An 18,672-nucleotide genomic window follows, 5' to 3' on the forward strand; every position below is an offset into this window, starting at 1 on the left:
TTTACCCCTTGACCGCCCCGGCGGTGAGGCCGGAAACGATCTTTCGCTGGAAAATGAGAACGAGCACCACAAGCGGCAGGGTGACGATGACCGATGCCGCCATGATGTTGCCCCAGGGAATTTCGAATTCACTGAGGCCGGAGATGAGTGCGATGGCGACCGGGACGGTGCGCTGGGAATCGGTCGACAGGAATGTGAGCGCGAACAAAAACTCGTTCCACGCGTGGATGAAGGCCAGCAGGCCGGTGGTGACCATGGCAGGCCACATGAGCGGCAGGAAAATGCGCCAGATGATCGTGAATGAGGACGCTCCGTCGACGATGGCCGCCTCCTCGATCTCCACCGGCATCTTGCGCATGAAAGTGGTAAGCACCCAGACCGTGAACGGAAGCGTGAAGATCATGTAGGAGAAAACGAGCGACCAGAGCGAGTTGAACAGACCAAGGGCCCGGATCACCTCGAACAAACCCGAAAGAACCGCGATTTGCGGAAACATGGAAACCGAGAGGATGGTCAAAAGCAGCAGACCGCGACCGCGGAAGCGGATACGGCTCAGCGCATAAGCGGCAGTGACAGCCAGAAAGAGGGAAATAAACACCACCACCGTCGCGACGAAAACGGAGTTCAGGATCTGCTTTCCGAAGACGCCATCTGAAATCATGCTCCAGTAGTTCGCCAGCGAAGCCGCCTCTGGCAGATAGTTGACCTCAAAAATCGATTGTCCCGATTCCAGCGAAGTGAGGATCGCGTAGTAGAAGGGAAACACCGCCTGCAGGACGATCACGCCCACCAGCACATAGAATGCACCTGTCTTTATCCATCCGGACCAGGTCATCGCTCGTCAGCCTCCACATTCATGCGCGTCGCCCAGATGAAGCTGATGGTCAGAAGGGCAATGATGAGAAAAAGCAGCGTCGAAGCGGCCGACCCGTAAGCGAACTTGTCAAAGTCGAACAGATTATCGCGCGCAAAGACCGACATGGTGCGCGTGCGCTCATTGTTTGGCGTCAGCACATAGATGATGTCGAAGACGCGCAATGCGTCGAGGGCGCGGAAAACGATGGCGACCAGGACGGCGGGCATGATGAGCGGCCAGGTAACGCGGCGGAACAGCCTTACAGGACCGACGCCATCCAGGCGCGCAGCCTCATAGATGTCGCCAGGCACCATCTGCAACCCGGCCAGAATGAGCAACGCCATGAAGGGCGTGGTCTTCCACACATCCACGATGAGAACGGCGAGCATGGCCGTATCGGGCGATGCCGTCCAGGCAATCGGCTCGGCGATGATGTGCAGGCGGAGCAGCATATCGTTCAGGATGCCGAACTGATCATGCATCATCCATGCCCACATTTTCGCCGAAACGATGGTTGGAATTGCCCAGGGGATGAGAACCGCAGCGCGGACGAGGCTTCGTCCGCGAAATTCGCGATTGAGAACCAGTGCGATCACCAGTCCGAAAACGGTTTCGAAGAAAACGGAAATGACGGTGAAGCGCAGTGTATTCCAGACGGCGCGCCACCAGTCGGCATCCACCAGGAGACCGAAATACTCACCTTCCCCGTCACCATAGTCCAGATACTCGAGATAGTTGCGGAACCCGACCCATTGCGCCTGCCCGATAAGGTCGATCGATGCATCGGTGAAACCGAAATAGACCGTGCGGATGAGCGGATAGGCCGCAACGGACGCCAGTACGAGCAGCATCGGCGTGAGAAACAGCCAGGCCGAAAGAATCCGTTGCCTGGAAAGCGTTGATATGCCGGCATTGCTCGCCACGTGTTCCGATCCTCCATTTCGGAAACCGCGCTACGCCTGCCCAAGCGGGATGACGCAGCGCGGATTGCTTCTTACCAGGCGGAACCGCGCAGGCGGTTGAGCCGGGCTTCCAGCTTGCGCAGGTTCTGCTCAGCCGATCCGTCGCCGGACAACGTGTTGTGAACCGCCGTCCAGAACTCCGAAGACACTTCGTTGTATTTGCGCTTGGTTGCAGCAGACGGGCGCGGCAGAGCGTTGTCGACGACCGGTTTCCACAGCGGGATGAACTCCTGTGCTTCGCCCACTTCTGTATCGGCATAGACCGCGTTAAGCGTTGGCGGTCGCGAGGTGATGATCGCACGCTCTTTCTGATTGTCGTAATTGTTCAGAAAGCGCACCAGTTCGATGGCTTCTTCGGGGTATTTTGAATATTTGGAGACCCCCAGATGCCAGCCACCCAGGGTGGCAGCCGACTTCTCACCTTCTGCGCCGACCGGCAGCGTGGTTACCGCGAACTTGTCCTTGACGGGTGAGTCATCGCCGGCAGCCAGCGCATATGCATAGTTCCAGTTGCGCATGAACACGGCATTGCCGGATTGGAACAGGCCGCGGGCATCTTCTTCCTTGTAATTCAGCACGCCCTCAGGCGCGATGCTGCCAATCCACGATTTGGCAAGCTCGAGTGCTTGGACCGCTTTGGGGTTGTTGATCCCGACGGAACCATCCGTTTCGACAATCCGGCCCCCGCCAAAGCTGGCGATCCACTCTTGCGCGTTGCAGGTCAGCCCCTCATAGGCGGCACCCTGAAACACGAAACCCCAGATGTCGGAATTCCCGGCCTCGCGCTCGGCATTCATGATGCGCCTGGCGGTTTCGGTCATCTGCTGCCAGGTTTTTGGCACCGGTTCGTTGTACTTTTCCAAAAGGTCTTTGCGATAGTAAAGCGCGGGAGCGCCCAGGAACATGGGCAATGCAACCAGCTTGTCACCCACGGTCTGCGATTCCACCGCGGCTGGAACGAAATCCCCGATGATGTCCTTGGTGTGCTCTTTCAGGTCGATGAAATGTTCCGCAATCTGCGGCGCACCGATCACGTCAATGCGGTAAACGTCGATGTCGCTCGACTGAGCGGCAAGCCAGAGCTTGTATTGGCCAAATTGATCAGTGGTGGATTCGGGCATTGAAACAATGTTGACCGTGTGGCCAGTCTGCTCCTCGAACCGGTCGAGTTCCGCGCGCAAAACCTCATTGTCCTTGCCGATGGCACCGTGGACGATATTGAGCTCTGCGGCACTGGCCGAATACATCAGCAGCGAACTGCCTATGATGGCCGTCGCCAATGTCTTCAATGACTTCATGGTATCTCTCCCTTGATTTGTTCCCACCTGTCTTCTTGCTTTCCGGCTGGTCTGCACCGGTCGGACGAAACGCCTCCTCATGCACTGCCGCGCATTCGGCAAAACACGGGCGACGCCCAGGCCATCTGCCCGTTGGCCTGACGCAATCGCACATAGACATTTTCGCCATCCGTGAATTTTCCAAGCTCCACCGTGCCTCCCCATTGCCATTCATGAGGCCGCGGTAGGGCGTGAAAGCGATAAGCCGGGCTGTCGATGGCGCCGAGGTTGCCGCTGAGCGCACCCTCAAGAAGGCGCTCGACACGAACCGCGATATCCTGTCCCGCCAACCGGGCGCGGATATTTGCATCGGGTGCGGAGCGAATATGCAGGGCGACCCCTTGCGTGGCCGGCGTGACATTGTTGGGATTCGCCTCGGCAGTAACCTCAAAGCGAACAACACCACCTTCGAACGAAATATGCGGCAGGGGGTGCGCGGCGTCTTCACCTTCCAGAGGCGAAACGATCTCCTGTCCGCGAAAACGGGGCTCCACCCTGAGAATATCACCGCCCTCGAGCGCTACTTCGCCCAGCCAGCGATGCGATGTCCCGCGGGCGCCCCAGCCCAATTCGAGGTGCAGAATGGTCTCCATGACGCCATCGCGCTCGGGCACGATCGGCGCCGGCGCAAGCGACGGTGTAATGCGCTGCCAGAGCCTTCCATTGCGGACGATATCTATGGTGTCCACCGCGCCGCCGCCAACCGCTTCGATGGCAAGTTGCGCATCGTCCTGAGGGGCCGCGATACCGCCCTGGATGGTATTGCCGATGGCCGTGAGCAAATGGATGCTGTCTCCGGTCAGGGCATTGGTCTGGCGTGCCCGCATACCCGCCCAGATCGACTCGCGGTCGCGGCCCTGCGCATAGAGCCCCATGCGACCATGGCCATAGGATCCGGGGAAGCCGCTGTGGTGATCGGTGTTGCCGACAATGCCGAAGACATGCCCGGCGGCAAGCCCGGCTTCCATTGTCGAGCGCCCGTCGACCGGCCCCATCGAATGGAGATAGCCACGGGATGTTTCGGACGTCTCGGCGCAGCCATGCATCGAGTACATTTCCACAAATGGGGAAAGCGACGGTTCGAATGCGTTCCAGTCGATGCCGCGCGCACCCCGCCGGTAGCCGATGTGATGCGGGAACGCCAGCGCACGGGCGGCCTTTGCCCGGTGGAGGGTTTCACGAAGCTCCGCCGGGCTGTCGGCAAGCTGCAGATCGGCGACGTCCAGATCCGCATAAACGATGGTCTGATCGCCATAGGCGCAGGAGTGTATCTCGTAACCGGGAAAAACGCTGAAAACCCCGTTTTCCTCAAATCGTTTCAGGGTGGCGAAGTGATCCGGCCATATTTCGCGCAGCCGGGCGAACCCCTTGACGTGAAAATCGACGATATGCGCGACTTCCGGCACATCAACCGGCATGTCGGGCCAGGCGGCGTGTCCCGTAACGGACACGAAATCGAGTTGAAGCCGGGCACGCGCCAGTGCATCTTCGAGGCGTCCGTGCCCATACGACATCGCACAGTGATTGTGAATGTCGCCGTAAAGCGGCACGACACCGAGCGAGACGGCCAGCGGCATCATATGGTCGGGCAGGTTTTTCACTGCACAGCCTCAAGGGTTTGCGGATTGATGGGCTGTCCGTTTTCGCGGAGCGACTTCTGCGCGGCCAGAACCATGCGTAGAGACGCCACGCCCTCGGCGACGCCGACCGGAGGCTTTTCGCCACCGTAGAAACGACGAAGTGTGCGGACAAGTTGGAGATCGGCGCCGAAATGTGTCGATCCGCGGTCCGGGTCCTGAAAGCAGATCGTTTCGCGCCGATGGCCATGATCGGCCACCAGGTCGATTTCGCCCGAGTGCCGCTCCATGCGCAGACGCCCGGTGGAGCCAACGATTTCAAGTGTTTCCTGATCCTCCGCCCAGGGACCGAAGATTGCGAAGAACAGGCACGCGCTCATTCCATTTGCGTAGCGCACGCTGACCACCGCGTGATCGTCTATGTCGGACCCCGGCAGATAGACGCAATTGTCATTGCGATGTTCGATATTGCGTGCGCGGGACCAACTGGGGTTCGCCACCCGCCCGACACCCTCGAAACGATCCACCAGCGTCTCATGCCGACGATAGGGGCATGTGCGGTCGCACTCGCTGCACCGTGCCGGCGCATCCGGATCGGGCGTGAATATCGAACTGCGACCGCCCACGGCGGAAACGGAAACCGCCGGTGCGCCCGCAATCCAGTTCAGCACATCGAAGTGATGGGAGCCCTTGTCGTTGAGCGCACCGCCAGAGCGCGCATTGTCGCGATGCCAGAGCTGCAGATATCGCGTATAAGGTATCACCGAGCGCAAAAGAACCATCTGCGGATCGCCGATCGCGCCAGTGTGCGCAAGACGGGCAGCTTCAATCCACGGTCGCTCATAACGACGGGTGAAGCCCATCATGATCGAGGAACCGGCGCGCTCTTCCGCCTCGCGGATGGCGAGCGCGTCGTCCAGCGTCACGGAAATGGGCTTGTCGAGATAGACACGCTTTCCGGCCGCGATCGCCGCCTCCACCGGTCTGCGATGCGCATCGGTGTGCGTGGTCACCAGAACCAGGTTCACGGCAACGGTGCCGACGGCCTCATCCAGATCATCGAAGACCCGGACCCGATGATCGATGCCGCAACTCGCATAGATCGCATCGAGATGCTCGGCGGCGAACCGCGCGCGATCAGGCAGCGCGTCATGGACACCCACGATCCGGAAGCCCGTCTCTGCAGCGATTTCGGCCATGCGCGTTCCGACGAAGTAAACGCCGCGCTCACCCGCTCCGATTATCGACACCCCTACCGTGCTGTGCGGGCTCCCCACATCCATGCTTTCTCTCGCTCCTCCAGATTGCGAGAGGAATTTATTTGAGTACAATAATCAGTACAATATATCTTGTACTCAGAAATCAATTGGAATGATGCTGCCATGCGGCTTGTAGCTGATTTCGAGATAGTGGGTTTCAGGCTCCCGGTCTCGAAACGCGACACGGTCGGCGAGCAGGGTCTCGAACAGGTCGAACTTCTCGGCATTGGCATTGCCGACGACGTCAAAGCGATTGAGGTGCTCGGAGGCGAAGTCGGTACTTCCCAACATGACGACGCTAAGATTGTCGCGCACGGGCGCCCCCAGCTCATGAATTGCCCGCTCGAGCATGAACCCTTCCGTGACACCCCAGACGATCAGCGCCGTGAAAGGCAGACTGCCATCCTCCTGGCACTGCTGGGCAAGGGCATTCTGGATGTCTGCGACACTGTATCCGCCGGGCAGCTTGTCGATTTCGATCAGCCATTCTGACCGCGGTGACGGCAAGGATCTGCACAAAAGCAGGTATTCGCGCCGAGCCATGGCAATCTGGCGCGCCTGGTGGGCTGAAGTGAGAAAGGCGATGCGCTCGTGCCCATTGTCACGCAGCACATGAAACGCCACCGAAAGCGCCTCGCGCCAATTCGTCCCGACGGCGTCCGCGTCGATGCCCGTTGCCGAGACACCGTCGATGACAATGCTTCTCACATGCTTGCGAAGTGCGGCAAGAAACTCGATCGAGAGCACCTCGAAATGCACCTGCAAAAGACAGGTCTTGAAGCTTCCAATCTTGCCAAGAACCGAGAGGGCCTGTTCCTCGGTCGAGTAGCCGATCTGCAGAACGCTGATATTTCGCTGCTTCAGCCGCTGCTCGACCTCCTGCAATACATTGCGGGCAATCCTGCTGTCCGAGACGCGGTAAAGGACAAGCAGATCCCCTTCCCATGCTTCCCGATCGTCCTCGGATCGGGGGTCGCAGACAATGATGCCGGCACCGGGGCGTGCTCGGATGCACCCCTTCTCAAGATAAGGCTGCAAGGCGCGTTCCACCGTGCGCTGCGCCGTCGAGAAGCGGCGCATCATCTCACGGACGGTCGGCAGGTGATCCCCCGGATCGGACTCGGCGATCCTGATGTCGAGCCATTCGGACAGGGATTTCAGCTTGGAGGCCGTGGATTTCTGCATTGCTTGAGTATGAACTTAATATAAACTCAAATCAATGTGCAAATGCGTGCAATCCGCGTGTTGTCATCCGGTCTAAGCAAGCAAACCCGGGAATACGCTCCGCTGCACACAGATCGCATTACAAGATCTCATACGTCCGGTCCGCACCGGATGGCAAGGAGCCACGGCGCAACCTCAACCAAGCAGCGCGCCCAGGCGTGGCACCGCTGAGGCTCTCCCGCTGAAATAGACGAAATCAAGGACGTTCATCCTCTGCCAGATGGACTGCGGGTTTTCAGCGTCACTGAGAAGACCGCAACATCAAACTCTGGGGTCAAACACCTGGGCCGGCTCACCGGTCCGCGGAAACGCTGACCCTCTCCATCACCTTGTTTTGCCGCCGCATCGGGCGGCACGCGGTCCAGATTTCAGGAAAACATCATCTTCCGGCGATATTCGCCGGGAGAGCAACCGACCTGCTGCTTGAACAGGCGCGAGAAGTGGGCGACGTCGCCGAAACCACGTCTGAAGCAGATCTCAGCAACGGACATCTTCGTTCCCCGCGCACGCAGGTCCGCCTTCACCGCCTCGATACGCAGGTCGCGCACCCATTGGCCGAGTGTGCGCTCGGTATCGCGGAAGAGCTCATGCAGATAACGGACGGAGATGCCGCAGCAGCGCGCAATGAGATCGGGATCGAGTTCTCGCCGGTGAAGGTTGGCGCGGACGAAATGTTCCACGCGGCTCAGATGCGCCGCGCGCACGGACGACCCGCCCGAGGTGAGCGTGCGTTCGTCCGCATGGATCGACAGCGCCAGAAGATCGACCAGTTGCAATCCCACCGCAGCACGGGTTTCCTCGTTCATCGCCTCAAAGCGCTGGGGGATGTGATGAAGCATATCCACGAACAGGCCGGAGATGCCGCCACGTGCCGTGAATTGCATGCCGCAGAAGCGGTCGGGCGAGCGGATGCGGCCGCCAAGCGCGGAAGCCTCGACCTTCATCACCCAAAGGTCGGCGCGCTCGCCATAGCTGAACTCATAGGGTTCATGGCTGCGCTCGATGATATAGCCGCCCGGCTTGCAATAAACCTCGCGCCCCGACTGGGAGAAAAAGACCTCCGTTTTCATCGGAATGGTGATGAGGAGGTGCTCCTGCTCGTCGCAGGTGAGATGGTGGGGATGGCGGTGATAGGAAAGCGCTTCGGAGCGCAGGCGTGACAACGACACGCCGCCCAGCGACCACTCCTCCAGCCGACCGCCGAACCGGTCCGGCTCAAGGAAGTGCAGGTCGAGAGGGAAATAGGCCTGCGCTATCGCGCTGTGCCAGTGCACACTGCGATTTGCAGGATCAACTCCGCTTGTCGATATCAGCGTCCTCATCCGGCAATCTCCTCATCGCAGGATAGGATAGAAAAAGCCGGCGCACAAACGCGGTGCCGGCCCAGTGCACTGGGCGACAATATATCCCGCACTGACGCGCAAAGACATGCGCGGCTTCCCGTTCCTACTGTTGCCGAGGAACAAAAAAACAAACAGGAACGACATGGAGGAGGCTCGTGCCCGCACGGCGGATTCCATGCGTCCGCGAAAGGCATGAGGATGGAACAGATCGTCAAGAAACAAAAGCAGGCATCGGGAAGCGGCGTGGATCCGATCACGCTTTCCGTGGTGCGCGGAATTCTCGAAACCACACAGCGCGAGATGACGCTTTCGCTGGAGAAGACGGCGCGCTCCAGCGTCTTCAACCTGGCGCATGACTATTCGACGGCGCTCTTCAACGCGACGCCCGAAATGATCCTGCAGGGGCAGGACATTCCGATCCATCTGGGGTCGCTCATTCCGGCGATGAAGGTCGTGTCGGCCTATTTCGGCGACGACATCCATGAGGGCGATCTGATCCTGCACAACGACCCCGCCTATGGCGGTAGCCACGCCATCGACACATGCATGTACAAGCCCGTCTTCTACAAGGGCGAGCTTGTCTACTGGACGGTCTGCAAAGGGCATTTGACGGATATCGGCGGACCGGTCCCGGCCGGCTACAATCCCGATGCCAAGGAAATCTACGCCGAATGCCTGCGCATTCCACCGGTCAAGATCTGGGACAGGGGCAAGCCGCGCAACGACGTGCTCAACCTGCTTCTGACCAATATGCGCGCGCGCCGCGACCAGGAAGGCGATTTCAACGCGCTGATCGGCGCCTGCCAGGTGGGCGAGCGCAATCTCATCCGCATGCTCGACAAATACGGCAAGGAGCAGGTGGACGCCTGTATCGAGGAGCTTCTGGTGATGGCGGAGCGGCAGATGCGCACGCTGATCCGCTCCGTGCCCGACGGGACTTATGAAGGAACCGCCGTTCTCGAGGATGCCGGGCACGGCTTCGGCGATTTCGACATCACGGCGAAAGTCACCATCAAGGAAGACAATTGCCATATCGAGATTTCGAGCCCGCCGCAGGTGCCCTATTTCATCAATTCCTACGAGGGCAATTCCTATTCGGGCGTCTATCTCGGCCTGATGATGTTCGCCCAGCTTCCGCCCCCCTACAATGAAGGGCTTTATCGCTGCGTGAGCGTGAACATGGGACCGAAGGGCACGCTGTGCAACGCCAAGGAACCGGCGCCGCACATGAACTGCACGACAACGCCCATGGAAACCCTGACCGACGCGGTGCGCCTTGCCTTCGAGAAGGCCATGCCCTCGAAGGTCGCCGCCTCATGGGGGCACGCCAACGGCCTCAATATCGCCGGCTGGGACAGGCGCCACGACGAAGAGTATGTGACGATGGTGCTCGCCACCATCATTTCGGGTGCCGGCGCGACGCCGCAACAGGACGGCTGGCACGCCTGCGGACCCGAATGCTGTTTCGGCGCACTGACCTCTGGCGACGTGGAACTGCTCGAACATTCCTATCCTATCGTCATCCATCGTTATTCGCTGATGACCGACAGCGGCGGTGCGGGACTCTACCGCGGCGGGTCCGGAACGGCCTGGGAGGTGGAGCCGCTCGATAGCGACATGACCTTCATCATGTTCGGCGAAGGACGCCGCATACCGGCACTTGGGGCAGCCGGTGCGGAATCGGAAATGACCGAAACCAAGGTCGGGCGTCTCGAACTCAAGCGCGACGGCAAGGTCGAGACCATCCGAAACAACACGATCGGCGTCATCAAGCCGGGCGAGACCGTGACCAATATGAACCCGGGCGGCGGCGGCTATGGAGACCCCAGGAAGCGGCCGGTCGAGAAGGTGGTCGCCGACATCAGGCTGGGGCTCGTCTCGCTGGAGGGCGCCCGGCGCGACTACGGTGTCGTTATCGAGGACGAAAAGTCACTGAAGGTCGATCTGGAAGCGACGCGCAAGCTGCGCGCGGCCTGATCCCTTCCCCATTTCAAGGACAAGACCATGAACAGCAAATACAGGCTCGGCATCGACGCCGGCGGCACCTTCACAGATTTCGTTCTGGCGGAACAGGCTGGCGGAAGCCGGCTCTACAAGACGCTTTCCACGCCCGCAGACCCGACGCTTGCCATCCGCAACGGGCTGGCGCTGATCGCCGAGGATCTGGGTGTAGCGCTGGAGGAGATCATCCCCAATTGCGACCTGTGCATCAACGGCACGACGGTCGGCCTCAACGCGCTGATCCAGCACAAGGGCGCGCGCACCGGGCTGATCTGCACAGCGGGACACGAGGATTCCATCGAAATCCGCAACGGCCACAAGGAAGACGGATATCGCTATGACGCGGAATATCCGCCGGCGGTGATGCTGGTGCCGCGCAATCTGCGCAAGGGCGTGCGCGAACGCGTCCTGTCGAACGGCACTGTGCGCACGCCCATGGAAGAGGAGGATGTGCGGGCGGCCTGCCGGAACTTCATCGAAGAAGGGATCGAGACGGTCGCGATCTCCTTCGTCTGGTCGGTGCTCCACCCGGATCATGAAAGGCGGGCAGCGGAGATCGTACGCGAGATGATGCCCGATGCGCTCGTCACCATCGGCTCGGAACTCTATCCGCAGGTGCGCGAATACACCCGCACCTCCACGGCCATCACCAATGCCTATCTGGCGCCGATCCTGAAAAACTACGTGACTGCGGTCGACGCCTATTTCCGTTCGCTCGGCGCCAGGGCGCCGGTGCGCTATTTCCAGTCCAATGGAGGGCTCGCCACGGGCGATGTGGTGGCCGACCGTTCAGTCTATGCCATCAATTCGGGTCCAGCCTCCGCGCCGCGCGCCGGCCTGCATGTGACAGAGCCGTTCGACGAGAAGAACGTCATCACCGTCGACATGGGGGGCACTTCGTTCGACATCACGCTGACCTATGAAGGCGTTACCAACCTCAACAAGAATATCGATTTCCTGCGCTACCGGATCGGGGTTCCGATGATCCAGGTGGAAACGCTGGGAGCCGGCGGCGGCTCCATCGGCTGGATCGACGATATGGGTCTCCTGCAGATGGGGCCGCAGAGTGCCGGTTCCGACCCGGGACCCGCCTGCTACGGGCGGGGCGGGGTAGAGCCGACCACGACGGATGTGAACCTGGTGCTCGGCTATCTCAATCCGGACGGGCTCGTCGGCGGGCGGCTGCCGCTCGACAAGACCAAGGCAGAGAACGCCATCCGCAGCAGGATCGCCGAGCCTCTCGGGCTCAGCCTGGAGAAGGCCGCCTATGGCATGTTCACCATCGTCAACGCCAACATGGTCAACGGCATCCGCCGCGTCTCCATCGAACGCGGCTACGATCCGCGTGACTTTGTCCTGGTTTGCGCCGGCGGGGCGACCGGTGCCCATATCACGGCCATTGCACGCGAGATGGGTATCGACCGCATCATCGTGCCGAAGCTCGCCTCGGGCCTGTGTGCCTTCGGGCAGATTATCTCCGACGTGAAATACAATCACATGGCCACCTGCCCCGTGCGCCTCGACAATGAGGAGGCCTATGAGCGGGTGAATGCCCTTTTCCGCCAGATCGAACAGGAAGGCCGCGAGCACCTCCACAAGGACGGTTTTGCCGATGACCGCATCCGCATCACGCGCAGCCTTGAAATGCGCTATGTGGGACAGGTGCATGAATGCACGGTGGATGTGGAAACATTCGACATCGACGCGCAGACCGTCGAACGGTTGAAGGACGCCTTCCATCGCCGGCACGAGCAGCTCTACACCTACAGCGAACCGAAGAATACGGTCGAGGTGGTGAACATCGAGAGCACGCTCTACGGCATCGTCGACAAGCCCAGCGACGCCCGCCTTTCCTCAGGCGGCGGAGCGGACGGCGCACTCAAGGGCACACGCATGGCAATCTTCTCGCGCGAGGGGGAGCATACCCGCACCCCGGTTTATGACGGGCGCAAGCTCGGCGCCGGGGACCGTATCGAGGGGCCGGCCATCATTGAGGAGGTCACGACCACCATCGTCGTCGAACCCGGCTGGACGGCTGTGCTGCACGAAGGCGGCTCCTACGTGATCTCGGCGCAACGATAGGGCGGAGCAGCGCTTCCGCGAAAGGATGAAGCGATAGGGGGCGCCCGCCCCTCATCCCCCTGCCGGGACCTTCTCCCCGCATGGGGAGAGAAGGAAGCCGTCGCCAATTCCGAGCTTCTAGTTGGTGAGGCGGGTGGAGCGGTGCGCAAACGCCGAGGCCCCATTTTCCCCGCATGCGGGGAGAAGGTGAGGATGAGGGGCGTTGCTCTCCGGTGCCGTGGGGTGCGAAGGGCGCCGGGCAGCTCGGGCAAAAGGTGTGGCTCAGCCCGAATGCACACCCGCCGCCTTCTTGAATTCGCGGCGGAAGTCCTCGGGCCCCGCACCGCGCCCCAACAGGACCGACGCCAGTATGCGGGCTTTCAGGCCGCTGAGATCGCCGGAGAAGATCACGCCGGCATCGGCCAGGTCCTTGCCGCCGCTGCCGCCGCCATAGATGGGCCGGGTGCGCCCCTCGTGACAACGCGAGGCGATGATGACGGGGATGCCGTTCTCGACGATGGAGGCTATCGCCTCGGCAAAACCGTTCGGCGCATTGCCGCGCCCGAACGCCTCCACGACGATGGCACGCGCGCCCTGTTCGACGGCAAAATTCAGAAAGGCCGGCGAGGAACCCATGGCGAGCTTCATCAGCTCCACCTCCGGCACAATGCGTTCCACCTTCGCGTGGAAACGTTGCGCGGGGCGGCGGTAGATGAAGACATTCTCACCATCCACCTCGCCCAGCTTGCCATAGGAACTGGAGCGGAAGGTATCGACCCTGGACGTGTGCGCCTTGGTCACATCGCGGCCGGCATGAATGTCCTGCTCGAAGACGATCATGGCGCCGATCCCGCGCGCCGCAGGAGAGGCTGCAACGCGCACGGCTTCAGCAATGTTGCGCGGCCCATCCGTATCGGGATCGCCCGCATGGCGCTGTGCACCGGTGAAGACCACCGGCTTGTCACTGCCGACGATGAGGTCGGCCATGTAGCAGCTTTCCTCCATCGTATCGGTTCCGTGGGTGACGACAACACCATCGCAATCGTCCGAAGCCAGCGCCTCGTCGATGTGCTTGGCCAGCGCAAACGCCAGCGGCAGGTCGAACGCAAAACTGCCGACCGAGCAGAAATCGTCGACATTGATGCCGATACCTTCGAGGGGATCGTGCAGGCGCGACTTCAGTTCCGCGCCGCTGACATTTGCGACGACCCGGTCGGAGCCTTCCTTGCGGCTGGAGGCGATGGTGCCCCCCGTGGTGATCAGTCTGATGTTGCTCATGTCAGGACGCGTTCCGCAGAAATCCGTTTCTTTCGGTCGGTTCTTTCACCAGCTCGGCCCAGCGGCGAACCAGATAATTGTGTTCGTCCATCGTGGTGTTCCAGAGCGCGATATGCGAAGCGCGGTTCCAGTAGGAGCCGCCGGAGCGGGAAGCGCCGGGCAGGATGGCCGTGTTGCCGTCCGGACCGCACAGGGAGCTGCGCGCCTCCTTGCCGTCATACCAGTAATCCCACTCCTCGGGCTTCAGATGCTCGCGAACCCGCTCGGGCACGGGCATATAATAGCCCTGCCGGGCGACCACGGCGCCTGCCCAACCGGAAATGAACCAGTTGAGATAGGCATACCCCTGGTCGAGCCGGTGACCTTCCAGATGGCGCGCGAGACAAAGGCCGCCGTGCCAGGCGCGATAGCCCTCGACCGGCACCGCCTGGCGGGTGCGCAGATGCCGGCTCTTGAGCTGCACCGCGCTTGGCGACCACATGCTTGCGATCCAGACATCACCCCGCTCCATCATCAAGGTGGCTTCCTGCGTGGTGCGCCAGAAAGAGGTGAAATGTCCCTTGCGCTTCAGCGACAGGGCAAGATCGATGAGTTGATCGATCTCATCGACGCTCATATTGCCCAGGTCCTTGAAGCTCATCCGGTTGGCCGCGCGCGCGGCAAGCGCGATATCGAAAATGCCGATTGCCGGCTCATCGACGATGGCGACATGGCCTTTCCAACGCGGATGCAGAAGCTCGGCCCAGGAGCGCACCTCCGAATCGACATCGACGCCGGTAGCCGTCTCGTTCACACCGAAGGAATCGAAATTGTGCACCGTCGGCAGCATGGAGATATGCGGCGACGGGGTGGAAGAGAGCGAATTGTCCTGTTGCACATAAAGCCGCGTGACGGGCGCATCGCCTAAGCCGAGCGGCGCCGACGCATTGATGCAGCCCTTCTTGGTAAGATCGTTGACCTCGCTCCAGAGCTCGATACGCTCGAGATCGATCTTCTGAACCGCGCGCCAGTGCCAGACGATATCGAGGTTGTGGAAGCACTGATCGTAGACGTCGTAGCGCTCAGGCTCGGTCGCGGCAATGCGCTGCGCGGTCACGAAATCATGCTGCTCGAAGATCAGTTCGAACCCGAGGTCGCTCTCGGCACGCTCCTGAAGCTGGCGATAGGGGGTGATCTCCGTGCACAGGACGCGGAGCGGCTGGGGCTTGCGCACATGCACTGAAGGAGCAGCCGGCCTAGTCACGCGCGGCCCCTAACTCGCCCTGCGAAGGGCGAGTGTGCCGCCCTGAGCAAGCACCTTTTCCGACAGGCGATTGAATACATGAAACGACTCTTCGATGCGCGCCGGGTCCAGCCCGTCGACGATGAACACGATGCGTGACTGGCGGCGACGATCCGGCCAGGCGGACATATGAACCGGCGGGTGGACCAGACGCTGCACGCCGTGAATCGCCACCGGACGCTCCTCCCCTTCGATATCAAGGATGCCCTTGACGCGGAAGACCCGGTCGCCATGGCGATTGAGCAGCATGGTCAGCCACATGCCGAAGCCGGTCCAGTCGATCCGTTCCTCGATCACCATGGAAAAGGAGCGCACGGAGGAATGCGCGTGGCCATGATTCCCCTCTTCCTCATGATGGTGATGATGAACGGGTGCTGCGAATTCTTCGGAGAGAGAAAGCGCCTCGCTCAGCCATTCCTCGCTGCGTTCGGCTGAAGCATCGACGAGAAAATCGTCGGCACTCGCCTCCTGCGCGATCACCCGGCGCGCGGATGGATTGAGCCGGTTCAGTTTTTCCAGCAATGCGTCGGTATCGGTCGCCTCGCCCATATCGGTTTTGGTGATGACGATCACATCCGCCGCTCCCACCTGCCGCACGGCCTCCAGCCGTTCGTCGATCTGGCGGGAACCGTTCACCGCATCCACCGTGACCACGACATTTGCGATCGCGAAATGACTGCGCAGAACCGGGTGCGACTGGATGGTGGAGAGCGCGGGAAACGGATCGGCCAGTCCCGTCGTCTCAATGACCACGCGGTCGAACCAGGGAATTTCACCCCGGCCGCGCTGGGAATCGAGCTTTTGCAGCGCATCGGCGACTTCGCCGCGCACCGTGCAGCACAGGCAACCCGATTTGAGCAGAACGACATTGTCATCGATGCGGTCAAGCAGATGATGATCGAGGCCCACCTCGCCGAACTCGTTGATCAGCACGGCGGCATTCGCCATGGCTGGATCGGCAAGGAGGCGCTGGAGAAGCGTCGTCTTGCCCGAACCCAGAAAGCCGGTGAGAAAGTTGACGGGTGTCAGATTGGCCGAGCGCGGTTCAGCGGTCATGGCGCTGCCTCAATGCGCTGTTTCAGCCGTTCCAGAAAATCGGGGTCGAGCGGATCGAGCGCGCGCGCCGTCATGGCCTCGACCTCTGGCCACAGATGGGCGAGGCTCTCGAAAACCTGGGTCCGGCCCGTCGGGCTCGACAGCACATAGGACGCGCCTTGCCATTCAGCGATCTTCAGCCGACTGGGCTCAAGCAGCGCATTGGCAAGCCTGATGCGGTTGGCGGCCTCGCGCCGGCGAGCGAGCCGGTCGGTATTGCGTGTATAGATCCCGGGTCGCGCGATGGCGCTGGTCCAGTGATCGTCGCATCCAAGAACGCCGCAAAGAGAACACATGGGTTTCCTCCCGGAAGGAGCGGGGCGGCGAACCGCCCCGGCCCGCCTATTTTTTACGCGGATTGCGCTTGGCGAAATCATCCGCCATCTCGTCCATCGTCACGAAACGGACACCCTCATGCGACTTCATGTGCTCGTAGAGGCGTTCCAGCATCAGGAGCACCTGCGGGCGGCCCGAAACATCCGGATGGATGGTGATGGGGAAGACCGCATAGTCCATTTCGCGGTAAACCCAGTCGAACTGATCGCGCCACATCTCCTCCAGATGGCGAGGATTCACGAAGCCGTGGCTGTTCGGCGACTTCTTGATGAACATCATGGGCGGAAGGTCATCGAGATACCAGTTGGCCGGAATCTCGATCAGGTCCGTCTCCGCTCCACGTTCGAGCGGCTTCATCCAGTCCGAGGGCCTGGCGGAATAGTCGATTTTCGTCCACTTGTCGCCAACCCGCACATAGTAGGGCGTGAAATCGTTGTGCATCAGCGAGTGGTCGTATTTGATTCCCTTCTTCAAGAGCAGTTCGTTGGTGACGTTCGAGAACTCCCACCAGGGCGCCACGTAGCCGGTCGGGCGCTTGCCCGAGAGGCTGGTGATGAGGTCGATTGCCTTGTCGAGCACCTCTTCTTCCTGCTCCGGTGTCATGGCGATCGGATTTTCATGGCTATAGCCATGGATGCCGATCTCGTGGCCCGCATCGGCCACAGCCTTCATCTGTTCGGGGAAGGTTTCCACGGAGTGGCCGGGGATGAACCAGGTGGTGCGCAGACCCAGGCGGTCGAATAGTTTCAACAGGCGCGGCGAACCGACTTCGCCGGCAAACATTCCGCGCGAAATATCGTCGGGAGAATCCTCGCCGCCGTAGGAACCGAGCCAGCCCGCGACGGCGTCGACATCGATGCCGAAGCCGACCAGAATCTCTTTTGCCATTTTCAAATCTCCCTTGTTGCGGTTTCTGCGGGGCCGGACGACCCCTTCTGTTTTAGCCCCGGGCGACCAGCGTCACGCGGTCGGAGGGACAATCGACGATGACGGCATCGCCTATGGCGAGCCGCATCAGGGCCTCATTGTCGGTACCGGTCTGGACGTCGACACTCTGCTGGCCATCGAGATCGACCTTGAAATGGCCGACACTGCCGACGGCGTGCTTCATGGAGACCGTGCCATACAGCCTGTTTTCGCCCTCTGCGGCAGAAGAATTAGCCGGCTGTATTCGCATCGCCTCGGCGGGGATCGTCACCAGTGCGGCAGCGCCAGGTGCAAGCGATTGCGAACGGCGGCCATGCATGCGGCCGAAGACGGTATCGACAAAGGCCGCATCCCCATCGAACGACAGATTCGAGCCTTCGATTATGGCGTTGGAGCCGATGAAGCGCGCGACGAATTCGGTGGCGGGCGAAGCGTAGACCTCATGCGGCGTGCCGATCTGCTCAACGCGTCCCCTGTTCATGACGACGATGCGGTCCGACAGGCCGAGCGCTTCGGATTGCGCATGCGTGACGAAGACGAATGTGATGCCCAGTTCGCGCTGCAGCAGCTTCAATTCGTTCTGGATAACACGGCGCAGGTTTGCATCCAGCGCACCCAGCGGTTCGTCGAGCAGCAGGATGTCCGGCTCGACCACGAGGCCGCGGGCAAGCGCGATCCGCTGGCGCTGGCCACCCGAGAGCCTGTCGGCCTTGCGGTCGGCGAAGTCGCTCAGGCCGAACATCTCCATGATGCGGTCGACCTTGGCCTTCTTCTCTCCCGAAGAGAGCCCTTTCACATCCAGCCCGAAACCGATGTTCTGGCGCACTGTCATATGCGGGAAGAGCGCATAATTCTGGAAGATCATCGAGGTGGGACGCTTTTCCGGCGGTATGGCCGAAACATTCTTTCCCTTGATGAGGATATCGCCGTTCGAAATATCCTCGAAGCCGGCAATCATGCGCAGCGTCGTGGACTTGCCGCAGCCCGAAGGGCCAAGAAAGGCGACAAATTCGCCCGGCTGCACCGCCAGGTCGAAGTCTGACACGGCAACGGTGCCGTCCGGATAGGTCTTGCCGACGCCTATGAGTTCAAGATCGTTCATGCCTCAGTCCGATGCTCTTGCCGGAGGGATTT

The 18,672-nt window shown here is 61.0% G+C and carries 15 protein-coding genes; 2 read left to right on the forward strand and 13 right to left on the reverse strand.

The window, feature by feature from the left end; all coding sequences use genetic code 11:
* Window position 1: 1 nt before the first annotated feature.
* From KUG85_RS18195 to KUG85_RS18225, 7 genes are all read right to left on the reverse strand, one after another.
* Window positions 2-835, reverse strand: coding sequence for a carbohydrate ABC transporter permease (locus KUG85_RS18195; protein ID WP_223006329.1), 834 nt, complete (start codon window positions 833-835; stop codon window positions 2-4).
* Window positions 832-1,707, reverse strand: a complete 876-nt coding sequence (locus tag KUG85_RS18200) for a carbohydrate ABC transporter permease (protein WP_223006376.1) — start codon at window positions 1,705-1,707, stop codon at window positions 832-834. Before KUG85_RS18200 ends, KUG85_RS18195 begins: the two co-directional genes overlap by 4 nt.
* Before the next feature lie 143 nt (window positions 1,708-1,850).
* On the reverse strand, window positions 1,851-3,116 hold the full coding sequence (locus KUG85_RS18205) for an ABC transporter substrate-binding protein (RefSeq protein ID WP_065815941.1): 1,266 nt from the start codon (window positions 3,114-3,116) through the stop codon (window positions 1,851-1,853).
* A 77-nt stretch (window positions 3,117-3,193) separates the two neighbouring features.
* Window positions 3,194-4,756 carry a hypothetical protein gene (locus KUG85_RS18210; RefSeq protein WP_255606474.1) on the reverse strand — a complete coding sequence of 521 codons (1,563 nt, stop codon included), beginning with the start codon at window positions 4,754-4,756 and terminating at the stop codon, window positions 3,194-3,196.
* Window positions 4,753-6,015 (reverse strand): Gfo/Idh/MocA family protein, encoded by a 1,263-nt coding sequence (locus KUG85_RS18215; protein WP_223006330.1) that lies wholly within the window; start codon window positions 6,013-6,015, stop codon window positions 4,753-4,755. Before KUG85_RS18215 ends, KUG85_RS18210 begins: the two co-directional genes overlap by 4 nt.
* A 72-nt stretch (window positions 6,016-6,087) precedes the next feature.
* The gene (locus tag KUG85_RS18220) at window positions 6,088-7,176 is read right to left on the reverse strand and encodes a substrate-binding domain-containing protein (protein WP_223006331.1); all 1,089 of its coding nucleotides are present in this window, start codon (window positions 7,174-7,176) and stop codon (window positions 6,088-6,090) included.
* Between the two features lie 407 nt (window positions 7,177-7,583).
* On the reverse strand, window positions 7,584-8,537 hold the full coding sequence (locus KUG85_RS18225; protein ID WP_223006332.1) for an AraC-like ligand-binding domain-containing protein: 954 nt from the start codon (window positions 8,535-8,537) through the stop codon (window positions 7,584-7,586).
* Window positions 8,538-8,750: 213 nt separating this feature from the next.
* On the opposite strand from KUG85_RS18225, the gene capB reads away from it, so the two are divergent.
* Both capB and capA read left to right on the forward strand, forming a co-directional pair.
* Window positions 8,751-10,535, forward strand: coding sequence for a caprolactamase subunit beta (gene capB / locus KUG85_RS18230; RefSeq protein WP_255606475.1), 1,785 nt, complete (start codon window positions 8,751-8,753; stop codon window positions 10,533-10,535).
* A gap of 27 nt (window positions 10,536-10,562) precedes the next feature.
* A complete protein-coding gene (gene capA, locus KUG85_RS18235) occupies window positions 10,563-12,641 on the forward strand; it encodes a caprolactamase subunit alpha (protein WP_223006333.1) in 2,079 nt (692 codons plus the stop codon).
* 261 nt (window positions 12,642-12,902) lie between these two features.
* On the opposite strand, the gene KUG85_RS18240 is transcribed toward capA, so the two are convergent.
* The 6 genes from KUG85_RS18240 to KUG85_RS18265 are packed head-to-tail and all read right to left on the reverse strand — an operon-like array spanning window position 12,903 to window position 18,640.
* The gene (locus KUG85_RS18240) at window positions 12,903-13,898 is read right to left on the reverse strand and encodes an asparaginase (RefSeq protein WP_223006334.1); all 996 of its coding nucleotides are present in this window, start codon (window positions 13,896-13,898) and stop codon (window positions 12,903-12,905) included.
* Window position 13,899: 1 nt separating this feature from the next.
* Window positions 13,900-15,141 carry an ABC transporter substrate-binding protein gene (locus tag KUG85_RS18245; RefSeq protein ID WP_223006335.1) on the reverse strand — a complete coding sequence of 414 codons (1,242 nt, stop codon included), beginning with the start codon at window positions 15,139-15,141 and terminating at the stop codon, window positions 13,900-13,902.
* A 9-nt stretch (window positions 15,142-15,150) separates the two neighbouring features.
* Window positions 15,151-16,236 carry a CobW family GTP-binding protein gene (locus KUG85_RS18250; RefSeq protein WP_223006336.1) on the reverse strand — a complete coding sequence of 362 codons (1,086 nt, stop codon included), beginning with the start codon at window positions 16,234-16,236 and terminating at the stop codon, window positions 15,151-15,153.
* Window positions 16,233-16,571: a hypothetical protein gene (locus KUG85_RS18255; RefSeq protein ID WP_025029273.1), complete on the reverse strand. Its 339-nt coding sequence runs from the start codon at window positions 16,569-16,571 to the stop codon at window positions 16,233-16,235. The genes KUG85_RS18250 and KUG85_RS18255 overlap by 4 nt, the downstream gene beginning before the upstream one ends.
* 46 nt (window positions 16,572-16,617) lie before the next feature.
* Window positions 16,618-17,499, reverse strand: coding sequence for a polysaccharide deacetylase family protein (locus tag KUG85_RS18260; RefSeq protein ID WP_065815952.1), 882 nt, complete (start codon window positions 17,497-17,499; stop codon window positions 16,618-16,620).
* Window positions 17,500-17,551: 52 nt separating this feature from the next.
* The gene (locus KUG85_RS18265) at window positions 17,552-18,640 is read right to left on the reverse strand and encodes an ABC transporter ATP-binding protein (protein WP_223006337.1); all 1,089 of its coding nucleotides are present in this window, start codon (window positions 18,638-18,640) and stop codon (window positions 17,552-17,554) included.
* Window positions 18,641-18,672: the final 32 nt, after the last annotated feature.

Source organism: Nitratireductor rhodophyticola (assembly GCF_019891355.1).
In the GTDB taxonomy this organism is placed as follows: Bacteria; Pseudomonadota; Alphaproteobacteria; order Rhizobiales; family Rhizobiaceae; genus Nitratireductor; species Nitratireductor rhodophyticola.